The sequence below is a fragment of the Methylomonas sp. genome (assembly GCF_023228165.1).
Classification (GTDB): domain Bacteria; phylum Pseudomonadota; class Gammaproteobacteria; order Methylococcales; family Methylomonadaceae; genus Methylomonas.
Map to the genome: position 1 here is coordinate 51,742 of NZ_JALOBS010000007.1, position 13,767 is coordinate 65,508.

14 protein-coding genes are annotated in these 13,767 nt (G+C 50.8%); 4 read left to right on the forward strand and 10 right to left on the reverse strand.

Going from position 1 to position 13,767, the window contains the following annotated elements; genetic code table 11:
• Window positions 1–2 precede the first annotated feature (2 nt).
• Genes M0R33_RS06695 through hslV form a run of 3 tightly spaced genes read right to left on the reverse strand, consistent with a single transcriptional unit; the run spans window position 3 to window position 2,286 of the window.
• Complete coding sequence (locus tag M0R33_RS06695) at window positions 3–392, reverse strand: DUF971 domain-containing protein (protein WP_292566867.1); 390 nt, start codon at window positions 390–392, stop codon at window positions 3–5.
• Window positions 393–395: 3 nt separating this feature from the next.
• Window positions 396–1,715, reverse strand: coding sequence for an ATP-dependent protease ATPase subunit HslU (gene hslU / locus M0R33_RS06700; RefSeq protein ID WP_292566870.1), 1,320 nt, complete (start codon window positions 1,713–1,715; stop codon window positions 396–398).
• Between the two features lie 4 nt (window positions 1,716–1,719).
• Window positions 1,720–2,286, reverse strand: a complete 567-nt coding sequence (gene hslV, locus M0R33_RS06705) for an ATP-dependent protease subunit HslV (RefSeq protein WP_292566873.1) — start codon at window positions 2,284–2,286, stop codon at window positions 1,720–1,722.
• A gap of 175 nt (window positions 2,287–2,461) precedes the next feature.
• Between hslV and M0R33_RS06710 the strand changes: the two genes are divergently transcribed.
• A complete protein-coding gene (locus M0R33_RS06710) occupies window positions 2,462–2,935 on the forward strand; it encodes a hypothetical protein (protein WP_292566875.1) in 474 nt (157 codons plus the stop codon).
• A 37-nt stretch (window positions 2,936–2,972) separates the two neighbouring features.
• Here M0R33_RS06710 and M0R33_RS06715 read toward each other — a convergent pair whose 3' ends face one another.
• The 5 genes from M0R33_RS06715 to M0R33_RS06735 form a co-directional block, all read right to left on the reverse strand.
• Window positions 2,973–3,821 (reverse strand): hypothetical protein, encoded by an 849-nt coding sequence (locus M0R33_RS06715; protein WP_292566878.1) that lies wholly within the window; start codon window positions 3,819–3,821, stop codon window positions 2,973–2,975.
• A 280-nt stretch (window positions 3,822–4,101) separates the two neighbouring features.
• Complete coding sequence (locus M0R33_RS06720) at window positions 4,102–4,566, reverse strand: nucleoside deaminase (RefSeq protein ID WP_292566882.1); 465 nt, start codon at window positions 4,564–4,566, stop codon at window positions 4,102–4,104.
• Window positions 4,567–5,634: a homoserine O-succinyltransferase gene (locus M0R33_RS06725; protein WP_292566885.1), complete on the reverse strand. Its 1,068-nt coding sequence runs from the start codon at window positions 5,632–5,634 to the stop codon at window positions 4,567–4,569.
• 13 nt (window positions 5,635–5,647) lie between these two features.
• Complete coding sequence (locus M0R33_RS06730) at window positions 5,648–6,496, reverse strand: ATPase (RefSeq protein ID WP_292566888.1); 849 nt, start codon at window positions 6,494–6,496, stop codon at window positions 5,648–5,650.
• A 10-nt stretch (window positions 6,497–6,506) separates the two neighbouring features.
• Entirely contained in the window at window positions 6,507–6,809 is a 303-nt protein-coding gene (locus tag M0R33_RS06735) for a DUF6763 family protein (RefSeq protein ID WP_292566891.1), read from the reverse strand.
• Window positions 6,810–6,941: 132 nt separating this feature from the next.
• Here M0R33_RS06735 and M0R33_RS06740 point away from each other — a divergent pair, with 132 nt between their 5' ends.
• On the forward strand, window positions 6,942–7,148 hold the full coding sequence (locus tag M0R33_RS06740) for a SlyX family protein (RefSeq protein WP_292566894.1): 207 nt from the start codon (window positions 6,942–6,944) through the stop codon (window positions 7,146–7,148).
• A gap of 12 nt (window positions 7,149–7,160) precedes the next feature.
• Here M0R33_RS06740 and M0R33_RS06745 read toward each other — a convergent pair whose 3' ends face one another.
• Together M0R33_RS06745 and M0R33_RS06750 are read right to left on the reverse strand one after the other, a co-directional pair.
• A complete protein-coding gene (locus tag M0R33_RS06745) occupies window positions 7,161–8,426 on the reverse strand; it encodes a D-alanyl-D-alanine carboxypeptidase family protein (protein ID WP_292566896.1) in 1,266 nt (421 codons plus the stop codon).
• 46 nt (window positions 8,427–8,472) lie between these two features.
• Window positions 8,473–9,375: a cation diffusion facilitator family transporter gene (locus M0R33_RS06750; RefSeq protein ID WP_292566899.1), complete on the reverse strand. Its 903-nt coding sequence runs from the start codon at window positions 9,373–9,375 to the stop codon at window positions 8,473–8,475.
• 475 nt (window positions 9,376–9,850) lie between these two features.
• Here M0R33_RS06750 and M0R33_RS06755 point away from each other — a divergent pair, with 475 nt between their 5' ends.
• Both M0R33_RS06755 and M0R33_RS06760 read left to right on the forward strand, forming a co-directional pair.
• Window positions 9,851–10,108: a hypothetical protein gene (locus M0R33_RS06755; protein WP_292566902.1), complete on the forward strand. Its 258-nt coding sequence runs from the start codon at window positions 9,851–9,853 to the stop codon at window positions 10,106–10,108.
• Window positions 10,109–10,270: 162 nt separating this feature from the next.
• Complete coding sequence (locus M0R33_RS06760) at window positions 10,271–13,741, forward strand: hypothetical protein (protein ID WP_292566905.1); 3,471 nt, start codon at window positions 10,271–10,273, stop codon at window positions 13,739–13,741.
• Window positions 13,742–13,767 lie beyond the last annotated feature (26 nt).

A 13,767-nucleotide genomic window follows, 5' to 3' on the forward strand; every position in this document is an offset into this window, starting at 1 on the left:
CATTAATTTTTTAGGGGCGATTTGCGGCTGATACCGGCTGCGCTAAGTTGTTCGAGATAATTTGACCAGAGCAACGGAAACTCCGAACCTAATTTATACAGCAAATCCCAGGAATAAATCCCGCTGTTGTGACCATCGCTAAAGGTCAGTGCAATAGCGTAATTACCGACCGGACGAATGTCGGTAATGCTGACATCCTGTTTACCGGTTTGCAGGGTTTCCTGACCGGGCCCGTGGCCTACTGCTTCGGCGGACTGGGTATAGACCCGCAAATATTCGCTGGGCAACTCGAAAATACTGCCGTCGTCGAAATGGATTTCCAACATAGCCGACAGCTTATGCAGTTTAATTTCGGTCGGTGTACAGCGGCAAGGGGTAATTTTTATACGCATGGTTTACAGAATATAGCGGCTCAAATCTTCATCGGCCGCCAGTTGCTGCAGATGCGTATCCACATAGGCGGCATCGATACGAATGGTTTTTTCCAGCAAATCCGGAGCATCGAAGGAAATGTCCTCCAGCAGCTTTTCCAGAATGGTGTGCAAACGTCTGGCACCGATATTTTCGACGCTTTCGTTAACCTGCCAACCCAATTCGGCAATGCGTTGAATACCGTCGGCGGTAAAACTGACCTCAACCCCTTCGGTAGCCAACAAGGCTTGATATTGTTCGGTCAACGAGGCATCCGGCTCGGTGAGGATACGCACGAAGTCGTCGGCGCTCAAAGCACTGAGTTCCACCCGAATCGGAAAACGGCCTTGCAGCTCTGGAATCAAATCCGACGGTTTGGTCAAATGAAACGCACCGGAAGCAATAAACAGGATGTGGTCGGTTTTGATCATGCCGTACTTGGTGGTCACCGTGCTGCCTTCCACTAACGGCAGTAAATCGCGTTGCACACCTTCCCGGGACACTTCACCACCCCCCATTTCCGAGCGCTTACAGATTTTATCGATTTCATCCAGAAACACGATACCGTGCTGTTCGACGGCTTCCAACGCAGTTTGTTTGATGTCGTCTTCGTTAACCAGCTTGGCCGCCTCTTCTTCCTGCAGCAGCTTGATGGCATCCTTGATCTTCAATTTGCGCTCTTTGGTCCGGCTGCTATGCAGATTTTGGAACATCCCCTGCAACTGGCTGGTCATTTCTTCCATACCCGGTGGCGCCATGATTTCCACCCCTACCGGGGGTGCCGTCACATCAATTTGAATTTCCTTGTCGTCCAGTTGGCCTTCGCGCAATTTTTTACGCATCTTTTGGCGGGTGGATTCCTCGGATTCCGACAGCATGCCGCCTTCGGCTCTGGGCAACAAAATATCCAGCACTTTTTCCTCGGCCGCATCCGCTGCGCGGTTTTGGACTTTTTCCATGGCCGACAACCTAGTCATTTTCACGGCGGTATCGACCAAATCGCGAATGATGGACTCCACATCGCGCCCCACGTAACCAACTTCGGTAAATTTGGTGGCTTCGATTTTAATGAACGGTGCATTGGCCAGACGGGCCAGACGGCGGGCGATTTCGGTTTTACCGACGCCGGTAGGGCCTATCATCAGAATGTTTTTCGGGGTAATTTCCTCGCGCAACTCGGGCGCAACTTGACTGCGGCGCCAGCGGTTGCGCAACGCAATAGCCACCGAACGCTTGGCGTCGGCTTGACCTATGATGTGTTTATCCAGTTCGCTGACGATTTCTCTTGGGGTCATTTGACTCATGGGTTTATTCTTTCTCCGGCGCTTGCGGCTCCGCATCCAGCTCTTCGATGCGCAGATTGTGATTGGTATAAATGCAGATATCGGCGGCGATGTTCAATGATTTCTCGACGATTTCGCGCGCGCTTAGGTCGGTGTTATCCAGCAATGCCCGTGCGGCACTTTGCGCAAACGCACCACCTGAACCGATGGCCATAAAATCGTGCTCGGGCTCGATTACGTCGCCGGTACCGGACAAGGTCAGTAATGTTTTGGCATCGGCGATGATCAGCAATGCTTCAAGCCTGCGTAAAGCTCGGTCCGTACGCCAATCCTTGGCCATTTCAACGGCGGCGCGGGTCAGATTGCCGCGATGTTTTTCCAACTTGCCTTCAAAATGTTCGAATAACGTAAAGGCATCGGCAGTGGCCCCGGCAAAACCGGCAATGACCTTATCGTGATATAAACGCCTGACCTTGCGGGCATTGCCTTTCATAACGGTATTACCCAAAGTTACCTGCCCGTCGCCGCCGATCACCACCTTATTGCCACGTCTGACAGCCAGGATGGTGGTGCCTCTCAATTCTATACTCATTTGTTCTAACTGCTACCAAGAAAAGCCAACGATTTTACATGGTATGAATAGCGATGGGCCAGAAGTTTCAAGTTACCCCATCCATCATCAGGTTGTTTAATTATTGAATTGTGTAGAAAAACTGATTAAAGTTGGGCAGGAAAAACATAATAAAAACAACATCAAGAGGCCCGCTATGAAATTATCCAAATCCTGGAAAACTGCCATCCTATTGACCGGCTTGGCTTTCGCCCCCCTGGTTTCCGCAATCACACCCGCCGAAGAAACGGATAAAAAGTGCATCAAACCCAAATTCAGGGATTTCTCTCCAGCCCCCAAATCGGAAGTGGCGCCGGAAACCGAGATTTCCTTTCACATCAACCGCTATGCCGACCCGCTGCACATTGGCGCCAGCGCCAAAAAGATTCCCATGCAGGTTGAAATTACCGATAAACAGACATTTTATTATGTCACCGCCAAACTACCGGCGGAACTCAGGGATGGCTATGCCCGTATTCACGTAGAAGCCAAATCGACCGAAGGCGATTGCATCGGCACGGATGGCTGGCTGCTTAAAATCAGCGATAAAACCGGCGCAACTGCCGATAACGAGCCAAAAACCAAAGCAACCGGGAATATCCCGGCCCCAGCATCTGAAGACGCTGAATAACGAATCCAGCCTTCCCGTTAATTACAGCGCTAAGAAGTCAAGCCGATATCCGCACGCGGGCCGGGACTTTACCTCCCGGTCCGTATCCAAATGCGGTGGTTGCTGCAAGCAAAGCGAAACCAAACAACACCAGCGTTAATGACCCCGGCTCCGGAACAGTGGCAGACTGGCTAGTGGCACTGAAAATGACCGGCGTAAACACAACCAGGTTTTGCGTACCTCTGGCTGCCCCTGCATCGCTCAAATAGGTGAGCGCATAGTTTCCGCTATAAGCCGTCGTATCTAAATTAGCTAGCCATTCATTTGCCAATATCACATATTGCGAAACGGCAGTATTTGTATCTACGTGAAAACCAGGGTCAGTCGCATTAATTTGATAAAGCCCGTTCGCATCCACGGTCCCGTATGTAATGGCCCATACCGCCAATTGAAAGGCGGCACTGTCAACCCTGGTCGCCAGGGAACTGTATACCGCATTGGCCAAGCCGATTAGATCATCTACTCGCGCAGCCCCATCCGGCGTTCCTGGACGCAATCCCGTTAACACACCGGCAAGATCATTCCCGGTTTCAACGTTATAGGTCGAGGTACCCGCGGACATCCAGTGATAAATATCCACGCACCACGCATTAAACACCCCGGTCGATGAGAATAAATAACTGGTATCACTTGTTGTCAGGCTGTCTCCACCAATGCCGACACTTCTGAGGCTGGAAGATGACGGATTAGGCGAAATTTGCCCCGACTCGTAGCCTACCTGCTGATCATTCAAAATAGCAGAACCTGAATAATTGACTACGATACTACCCGCCTTAACTGCACTTAAAGGAGCTACGACACCCAAAAACCCTATTAGTAACAACCCCTTGATATTGTTTATTTTCATTGACATTACTCCATGCTAATTTTATAAAATTAAGCAAAATAATTGCCATAAATAACAAATACCAAATAAATTAATAGTTTAAATATTCTGCAGTGCAAAATAACTCGCAGGCCCGACAGAACTGACAGCCCGCATAAATTCAATACAAATCAATCCTTTACACCAAATTACATGCTTTTAGAGGCCATATCTTGCTTTGAACGCACGCCAGAATTGGCAGCCATGACAACCTCATTAGCCGACCGGCAACAATTTCCGCCTAACCTGACCAACACAGCTTTCAGTAACGTATTTTACTCTCCAAGCGCTTCCAAGCCTGGAATGGCAAAGCAGACCCTGCCAACTCGATATAATGCATGGCAATACAGCGCTCAGCTGGCAATTTAGGGATTTCATCGTAAATGAAACTGTCGTCGAAACCGGCCGCAGCCGCATCGAAGCGGTTGCAGGCAAAATAAACGGCGTGCAAACGAGCCCAATAAATAGCCCCCAAACACATCGGACACGGCTCGCAACTGGTATAGAGGGTGCATTCGGTCAATTGAAAATCACCCAAGCTTTGGCAGGCTAGCCGAATAGCCATGATTTCGGCATGCGCGGTGGGATCAATATTCTGCGTAACCCGGTTTCCGCTACTGGCAATAATGCGTTGATCTTTTACCACCAACGCGCCAAACGGACCGCCGCCATTAACGACATTGTCGCAAGCCAAGTCGATCGTCTGGCGCAAAAAGTCCGCGTGCATTTATAAGCCCAGCGGATTTTCCGGATCGATACCGCCCATAAACGGCAAACGCCGGTCTTGATTGGTGATTTGATACACCTTGCCCAGCCAGTTATTAAATACGGCTTTGGCCGAATCGCGCCAGGTTATGTCGAGTTGGGGAATAATTTGCGCTTCCGGCAAGGGCTCCAGCGGTTTGCCCTTGGCCTTGGCGAGTATGACCCGGCCTGCATAATCGGCCAGCAGTTTTTGCACGCCGACATCGAAATAATGCTCTGGAAACGGCGGGTAATCGCTGCGCTCGTCGTGATAGTAGCGCAACACCTCGCGCTTATATTCCTTTAACAAGCTAATGTCGTCGTATTCCGGATGACCTTGAAAGAACACGATGCGAAAACCATCCGGGCTTACAGCCAAGTGCACGCCGGCCTCTTCGCTGGCCACCAACACTTTCAAGCCGTGTTTCTCCATGTCGACTTGAAAAACTTCATTGAAGCGCGAATGCGGCACATCGAAGCGGGTATTAATTTCCGCCATCAAGGGATGTTGTCTATCCACGACTTTATGCGAGAAAACCCCCCAGCGTTTTTCCGGCAGACGCGTACGTTCGACGCCATAACAACTTTGAATTAGCGCATGGGTAGCCAAACAGGAGCAAAGTATGGAGGTCACATTCCGTTTGGCCCATTCGAATACTTCGGTCAAGGGCAGCCAAAAGGCTTCGTCCTGCAAATGATCGTGGGTAACATTGGCACCGCTGATAATCAGCGCATCCAAGCCATCCCGTTTGATTTGCTCGAAGCTTTCGTAATATCGCTGAATATGCTGCCCGGCGGCGGAACTTCTTTCCAGCCCGTCTATGGTAAAGGGATGCACATGAAATTGAGCTATCTGATTACAGGCGCCCACCAGGCGGAAAAACTGCCGCTCTGTCGCCTCCAAGGCGGCATCCGGCATAATATTGAGCAGACCTATATGTAACTCGCGTATACATTGATGACTGGCGCGATCGGGACTGAGAATTTCCTCGCCTTCCTCGTGCAAGCGTTGAAAAGTCGGCAGATCGGTATGAGCGACTAACGGCGGCATAGCGGTTCCCTGCTCAGCTTTGTTGACGCGCAATAGCCTGCGCGATCAGTTGCAAAAAATCGTCTTCATTGCGAACCTTGGTCACTTCATCCCCATCAACCGTGTAACCGTATTGCTCGGCAATGGCTTCGTAACGTGGCACGCGCGCCTTAAATAACTCGGGAAACACCCAGCAGACAAAATTGTCCGGATCAATCTGCTCGGTAGAGGTACATCCTGTTTCGCGCATAAACAGCGCCAGCTTCTCATCGACAAACTCCGGCCGGTAATACAGCGGTTTGGGGTCTTTTTTGGCCCGTTCGATGATGGTCTGTTCCAGAGCCGGCGGAATTTTGATGTACAGAAGCAAGGTATGTTCGGCCAGCTTTTCTATCACTTCCGGGCAATCCAATTCGCAAACACTGCCTCCCGCATCGTTGATGAAGTGCTTATATCCATAAATCGCCTCCGCTTTATGGATGAACTCGGGCACATCATTCATGGCGGCAATTTCGGCCTCGTGATGCAAGGCCTGTCGACGCTTGAATTCGGCTAGCGTCAGCCCACCCTTGGCTGGATTGCCGATTTTACCCAGGAAGCTGGATACCGGCGACAAGTTTTCGACCGTGATATTGCTACAAATATAAATCGAGTCTGATTTCAGCAGATCCCGCAAAAAAGGCACACCCATGGCTTGTTGCTTGATATTGTCCAAAATCGGTTCTTCCAGATATTTGGTACCGATTCGGTAATCCCCGGAATAATGAAACCATTTGTCGCGCGGCAATTTGCTTGACAAGGTGGTTTTGCCGGCGCCGGACATGGCCAGCAGGGTAATGCTTTTGGATTCCCAGTCCAAAAATTGTTGCGGGGTCATTTTCATAAAACGTTACTCAATCCAATAAATTACTGATATCCAAATCTTCCTGATCCGGTCGGGCATGCCGGTCTGGGTCGCTATATCCCAAGTCATCGCTTTCCAAATCATCGAACGGCGCACTCCAGTCTTCCGGATCTTCAATGTAATCAAAAGTAGACGCATACCATGCGTCATTATCGTACTCACCCAGGTCGCCATTGGCGTATTGCACATCAATGGTTTCGTCTTTGGTGTCAATTGCTACGACTTTAAAGGTGAGGTTGTTTTCAAAGTCTTTATACCAACGGCCTATGACCGGATCTGTGATCGTTGTCATTGTCGCATCCTCGCTATGGTTGATGGTGGACCTATCATAGCCGAGTTTTTTCTGGTCGTGTCAACGGCCGGGCAAAATTGCCGGCTAAATTCTATTAGAATATCGCTTTCATACACAAACCTACGGCAGGCCATGAGCGAAGAACGTATTATCGAACTGGAAATTAAACAAGCGTATCAGGAAGATTTGCTGCAAGCATTGAATAACGTGGTTGCCGAGCAGCAAAAACAAATCAGCAAATTGGAAGAAACCTGCAAACTACTGCACGACAAAATTAAAAGCTTGGCCCAAGCCGAACGCAACCCCGAGATTGTCGATGAAAGACCGCCGCATTATTAACCGCCGCCCTCGTTAACCCGGCAACAAGGTACAATTCCGGCCCTTGGCCCGTAATTTCTTGCAGAAATCCCTGGCTTGAGTTGAAGTCAAGTTCATCCACTCCGTGCGCCACAGCAGTTTGCCCTTGGTTTTGACTCTGACGACATGAGCTTGACCGGTCTTTGCCGCCGAACCCAACGCATAACGCGCTTGCTTTAAGTTGACATCGGCGTCGATTTTTCGACTGTGATCGCCCAGCATTACCGCCCAACGCCCACTGTCGGCTTTATTTTTTGAGGTTTTCGTTTTAACCGTCCGCTTATCAGCCAACCGGGTAGACGTGCTGGATTTAATACGAATGGGTTCCGAGCGACCGGAACCGGAATCCGCCCCCATCTGTTCGGCGCTGCCCGCGCAGCGATTGGATGATAATTGAAACGGCGGCGGCGTAAAATTCGCATCCCTTAACTGGGCTACCGGCAAACCGAAGACCCCCATCTGCGACTTTTCAAATCCCAGATCCAGTAGATTAGCCATTTGCTGAAAGCGTTCGGCGCTGCTTTGTGCGCCTAACAACACCCCAATCAAGCGACGGCCATCGCGCTTCGCGGAAGCGATCAGGTTATAGCCGGAACCGCAGGTAAAGCCGGTTTTCAAGCCGTCCGCATCGGGATAGGTTTTTAAGATCTTGTTGGTATTCGGCAAAACCCTGCCTTTATAAGCAAATTCGGGGGCCGAAAAATAGCGGTAGTATTGCGGAAAGTCGCGAATCAAGGCCGCGGAAAGCAAAGCCAAGTCGCGTGCGCTACTGATTTGGCCTTCGTCGGGCAAACCGCTGGCATTTTGGAATGAGCTGTTATACATGCCCATGCGCTGCGCCTGCTGGGTCATCATAACGGCAAACTGCGACTCGCTGCCTCCCAAATGTTCCGCCAATACCACTGCCGCATCATTTGCGGAACGGGTAGTCACGGCCATAATGGCCTGTTCGACACTGATATTTTGCCCTTGGCGCAAACCTAGCTTGGAGCTGGGTTGCCGGGAGGCGTGAGACGATACGGTCAGCGTGTCATGCAGATGCAACCGTCCTGCTTCTATGGCGGCAAAGGTCATGTAAATCGTCATGACTTTGGTCAAGGACGCCGGATACCAGCGATGGGTAGCCTCTACTTCATGCACGATACGCCCGGTATCGGCATCGATGACTATCGCCGCGTAACGCGCGGAAGCGGGCAAACTCATCAGTAATAAAAAAGCGCAGACGAAGATGCCGATTTTAATTTTTAAAGCGTCGTTCAAGATATTAAGTCTCTGTAGATAAATGGCCTAAGTATTTGATAGTCATTTAATCAGAATTATCGATTTCAAAAAAGACCCAATTTACGCGATTATGGGAAATTTTAATCTGTTGCTCCATTTTATTGATCGCCACCGCCGCATCGATAACCCGTAAATCCGCCTGTAGCTCGGCCTTGATGGCAATCATCACCTGATTTCCGTGATTGATGGCCCAAATATTCAATACCCTTACCACTTCGGGTTGTTGCTGTAGAAAAGCAGTGACATCATCGCGAATGGCCGTATCCGCCTCACCCAGCAACAAGGAATGCACTTCCCGCCCGACCAAACCCGCCACAATCACCAACAGCATACCTATCATGATCGAACCGATAGCGTCATAAACGGTATTGCCTGTCAGCATGGTCAAACCCAACATGAGCACGGCAATCACCAAGCCCACCAAAGCGGCCAAGTCTTCGCCAACCACCACCATCAACTCGCTGGAGTGGGTTTCTTTAAACCATTGCCACAAGCCGCGCTGACCTTTTTCTTCCTTTAACGCATTTAAGGCGCCTTTTAACGAGAAAGCCTCCAGTACCACGGCAATTAATAAAATTAGTAACGCCACACCGGCATTTTCCACCGCATGCTGTTCGCCCATGCGCAGCCAACCTTCGTAAATGGAAAACAAGCCGCCCACCGAGAACAAGGTAATCGCCACCATCATCGACCAAATATAGGATTCCCGACCATAGCCCATGGGGTGCTTATCCGTCGCCAGCCGTTCCGCCCGCTTCATACCGATGAACAATAGTATTTGGTTGCCGCAATCGGCAAAGGAATGAATGGCTTCCGCCAATAAAGACCCGGAGCCGGTCCAAACCGCGGCCCCCGTTTTACTGATGGCAATACCCAAATTAGCCGCAAAGGCGTAAATAATGGCTTTCGTAGAGTTATCGTGTGACATGGCGCTAATCCAAGTAATTAAAACAGCATGGTTTTTGGCTCAACAAGCAAACCACTTCCTAATTAGCAAGCTGCTTCAGCCAAATGGTAAAAAACACTCATTCGCGACCGTCGTTCCGGCAGGGATTGCTGGGGCCGGCGAATTCAAGCTTACTCTTCCATGAAACTGGATCGGCAATTGTTCCTGGCAATGGGCCACCTTTTGCGTCTATGCAGTCGACCCGTTTCCCGGCGGGTATGCCGGCCATTTTGTTGTTGCTGAAACAGCTTTATAATCAGAAACCATTTGCCCTATATAAGGTTATATAGTTTAGCTGAATCACGAATCAGCATTGTCAGCCATCACACATTCGCGGTTGTTTTGCATGCCACCAGCATACAACAGCCAGGTTGGCAGAAATCGAGCGATATTTGTCACTAGATAAGCTAAAAGCTTTGGACACGATGTTAACGCGCTCAGCCAGTGAGGTGTAGCTATGACAACATGCAGTTTTGCCAAACCCGAAGGCGTCATATACCTATCAAGTGGGATAGGCATCGTAGCATTTCAGGATGTGGGGATTTTAGACAATACCGGCCCGTTCGAAGCGTTTAATTTCGCCAATCTGGGCTTGTTCCGCAAAGCCATCACTGAAAAAAACACTTATACCGGCAAAATGCTCGCCGAAACGCCTGGCCCGACGGCAACATTGTCGGAGCTACATGTGATAGCCGAGCATCAACCGAATCATTGAAGGCTTGATTAAAAAACGAACCCGCTTAAAACCATCCGGACAACCGTTAAGGTCGCAGCGAAACAGTAGTTATCGAAAAAATCCGAACTCAGCTCCCCCTGCCGCAAATGCGCTGTTTGCTATATTATGCCGTTATCAATTAACCAAACACGGGGGGACATTATGGATAAGCTACGGGCATTGGGTCTTGGTTCGGAACATCAGGATCAACAAAGCATCAGCCGGCAACTCCATCTGTATATCAACCTGAAGCTGGCATCTTGCGGACAGCCCACCTGCAACGATGCCGAGTCTGCGGCCTTTATGGATACTGCGCAGGACTTGCTAAACAGCTATCTGGAAAAAAACCGCCAGCTGGCCGGTTCTTCTTTATATCCTGCCGACCGCCGTATTCAGAATTTCCTGGACCGCTATCTGGCCGACTTAAATCTGGATAAAACCCCTACTTTACCCACCATGACCTTTGAATTGGACCGGCATGGGGTTGCCCGCGAACTATCTTTACCGTTGGGAGCCGACGAATTCAAATCGGAAATCGTCTCCAGTTACCGGGTCAAACAGGGCGTACTGCATAATCCAGCCAGCGACCGCCGCACCACCGAAGGTTCTTTTCATATCGCGGAAGGCGGCCTGCCGGTGCCCGGCGACAAGAAGCAAGTCCCCAAACTGACTTTCGCCAAGATGCTGGAACAGGCCCTGAAGCCGCCGGCGGACATGCTGATAGTGCCGTTTACCGCCAATCAACCCCAGCCGGCACGGATGTTTGCATCGTTGTTATTACGTCCGGTAATTTGTCCGGAAATTCCCGGCATGGAAGCGGAAAAATCCATGGAAATTCGCTTTTTCGCCCCCGGCAATCTGGTCAGTAATCTGGATTTTGTGGAAAGTATTTTCGGTAATGGCGGCAACCCGGCCTTGCCAGAATGCGATGCGGCCCTGGATATCGAACATTGGAGCGGCCACAGCGGTTGCGTGATTCTGGCCCCGCACTTGACCAAACTTACCAAGAAAGCGGTCGGTCTGCCGCAGTGGGACGATGCCAGCGAGCGGCAACGCGCCGACGGCATGTGCTGGGAACAGGAAGACGAACTTTATAATAACGGTCAGGCATTCAAACTCTGCGCCCGCGACACTTCCGGCGTCATCGTCACAATACTGGCGGACAATTATTACGGTTATTGCAAAAAAGAAGTCAAAACTCAGATCAGTTACGCCGCCAATTTGTTCGGTTCGGCGGAAGAAGAGCACGCCGGCGGTGCGCTGGCATTCAGACGCTTCAATCACGGCGACGAATTCGGCGTCGGCAGCCTGACCCGCGAACCCGGCTACGATTTTGATGAAATGGCCTACCACTATGGCGCCATCATGACCTTGCAACCGGAAGGTTACGCCATCGACAACCGGTTTCCCAACGTCATCTATGTACCGCAGGATTTACGGATGCATTTGAACACCCAGAAGATCACCTGGGTTAAAAACGGCCAAAGCCAAACTATACGACTACAACCAGGCAAAATTTATATTCAACCCAACGGCTATAAGATTGAGATGTGCAAACATCCGGGCGCACCGTCCTGGCGTTTGGTCGGCACGGTTGCCGAAGGCACGTTTTGTCATAAGCCCAGCACGGTATCCGGCGGCGGTAAGTCTGAAATTTCCAAATCTATTGAAGATGCCGTGATTTACGGCCCCTTGTTTGTTGACGACATACAACGCGATCTTGATCGGGTGCAGGCCATTTTCGACAAGGATTACACGGGGCGCTTTCTGCCCGGTTTTGAGCGCGAAGACCATGGCCCCTCTCGCAAAATACTCAGTGAAGAACGCAGTTTGGGCTCGGTCATCAAGCTGTTAAGCCCTTCACACCACCATACCCCTGAATTCAATGCCTGGTTGAAGTCGATCCCACCCAGCATTTTGGCACTGGTATTTTTTATCAAACGGTTCTATCGCAGTGAATGGGGCGACAAATGGCGCGATCAGTTATCCGTCGACATCATTGATGGCGCACCGGGCCATGAATTAAAGCTATGGCAGCGCAAAATCGTTGCCACCTATTTGCGAGTAGGCTTTGATTACGAAGGCGGTTGGCGCACATTTAAAGTCCGGCAGGATTACCTGGCCTGTGAAAAAATTCAGATGGAAGACGATATCAGCGCCTCGGTGGTGGTACCGGTTTCGGCGATACGCCCCTGGATAGCCCTGGACTCCGGCGAACATAGCGTAAAACTCATCAGTAACTGCGAATACCGATTGTTCCAACGCCCGGATGACGCCATCATCCCCGGCTACGACAAGCAAACCGAACTAAACATGTCCGCGCCCGGTAATTTCATGGCCAATTTCGAGCCGCTGGACCATAACAAGCTGGCGGAAGTGGTGGAAGACGTACAGACATTTTCCAAGTTTACCCCCCCCATGGAAACATTACTAAAACAGGCATATCAAGAACATACGCCCTACGTGGTATCGTCCGCACATCCGCGCCTGGTGAATGGCAAACCCTCGAAAAACCCGCGTTACCTGGAAACACGGGTGGATTTGGTCAAACCCTTGCGCAAATATGTGGCGGAAATCGGCACCCGTTTGCATCGCAAAATCCCCTTGCATCAACCGCTCTGCCACCCGGTGGATGCCGTGCTCACCGGTCGCCGCAATAATCCGCCCGACGGTAAAATCCGAGCACTGGCGGTCTACAACCCTATCCATTACCAGGACTTGCCGGAGTTGTTCATGGATTTTGTCTGCTCGTTAACAGGCAAATCGCCGTCCACCACCGGCGCCGGCAGCGAAGGCGCGCTGACCAAGGGTCCATTCAATGCCTTGCGACCAACCGCCGACCTGAACAATGCCTTGGTATCATTCATTCTGACCGGCTACCCCGGCTTTTCCAGCTCGGCCGGCTATATCGGCCCGAATATTCGCGTCGATCACGATATCAGCCTGTTGATCCCGGAAATCTGGTCGCGCTTGTCAAAAGAAGAACGCCATCCGGACTATCTTTTGAAACACGGCTATCTGGAACCGCTCAATGATTTCGAGCATAACGGCAACATCGTGCTGGCCAGCCGCCTGGGCTATCGCATCACCAGTCATTTTGTGCACGGTTTGATGGGTAAGATTTTCGATAACCCCTACGCGGTGTTTACCGACGAAATCCTGCAACCCGAGCGGCAAAATCTGGAAGTATTTGTCGACGGGGTCAACAATATTGTCGAAACCCAACAAAAGGTAGCGCAACAGTATTTGGACGACGGCAGCATCGAGGATGCCTGCCCACCCTTGCACGCCCTGCTGCATATCATGGCGCTGGGCCACTTCCAGGGCATGGACGCGCACCACCCGGAAATACGCGCCATGTTCACCCGCGATTACCTGTTAAATTCAGATTGGTACCGGGAGCGGCTGGCGATCAAACAGCAACGCGATGTGGCTTTATGGCAGCGCCACCTGGACTACCTGGACAAACTCATACAGGACGGCCGCCAGCATGCCCGAGCCACGGACAACTATTTGCAAACACGCCGTCAACAGACCATGGAAAAATTGGCAAAGCTAAAAACGCCGGACTACTTACAAGCCCTGGTCGGGACACTGGGCGCCGATCCGTTGCAGCCCTATCAATCGAAATAGCATACGATTCAACCCATCATGCATTT

Bases quoted from the DNA above. Each gene is read 5' to 3' on its own strand.
- M0R33_RS06695 (WP_292566867.1), bottom strand. From the start codon at position 392: ATGCGTATAAAAATTACCCCTTGCCGCTGTACACCGACCGAAATTAAA.
- hslU (WP_292566870.1), bottom strand. From the start codon at position 1,715: ATGAGTCAAATGACCCCAAGAGAAATCGTCAGCGAACTGGATAAACAC.
- hslV (WP_292566873.1), bottom strand. From the start codon at position 2,286: ATGAGTATAGAATTGAGAGGCACCACCATCCTGGCTGTCAGACGTGGC.
- M0R33_RS06710 (WP_292566875.1), top strand. From the start codon at position 2,462: ATGAAATTATCCAAATCCTGGAAAACTGCCATCCTATTGACCGGCTTG.
- M0R33_RS06715 (WP_292566878.1), bottom strand. From the start codon at position 3,821: ATGAAAATAAACAATATCAAGGGGTTGTTACTAATAGGGTTTTTGGGT.
- M0R33_RS06720 (WP_292566882.1), bottom strand. From the start codon at position 4,566: ATGCACGCGGACTTTTTGCGCCAGACGATCGACTTGGCTTGCGACAAT.
- M0R33_RS06725 (WP_292566885.1), bottom strand. From the start codon at position 5,634: ATGCCGCCGTTAGTCGCTCATACCGATCTGCCGACTTTTCAACGCTTG.
- M0R33_RS06730 (WP_292566888.1), bottom strand. From the start codon at position 6,496: ATGAAAATGACCCCGCAACAATTTTTGGACTGGGAATCCAAAAGCATT.
- M0R33_RS06735 (WP_292566891.1), bottom strand. From the start codon at position 6,809: ATGACAACGATCACAGATCCGGTCATAGGCCGTTGGTATAAAGACTTT.
- M0R33_RS06740 (WP_292566894.1), top strand. From the start codon at position 6,942: ATGAGCGAAGAACGTATTATCGAACTGGAAATTAAACAAGCGTATCAG.
- M0R33_RS06750 (WP_292566899.1), bottom strand. From the start codon at position 9,375: ATGTCACACGATAACTCTACGAAAGCCATTATTTACGCCTTTGCGGCT.
- M0R33_RS06755 (WP_292566902.1), top strand. From the start codon at position 9,851: ATGACAACATGCAGTTTTGCCAAACCCGAAGGCGTCATATACCTATCA.
- M0R33_RS06760 (WP_292566905.1), top strand. From the start codon at position 10,271: ATGGATAAGCTACGGGCATTGGGTCTTGGTTCGGAACATCAGGATCAA.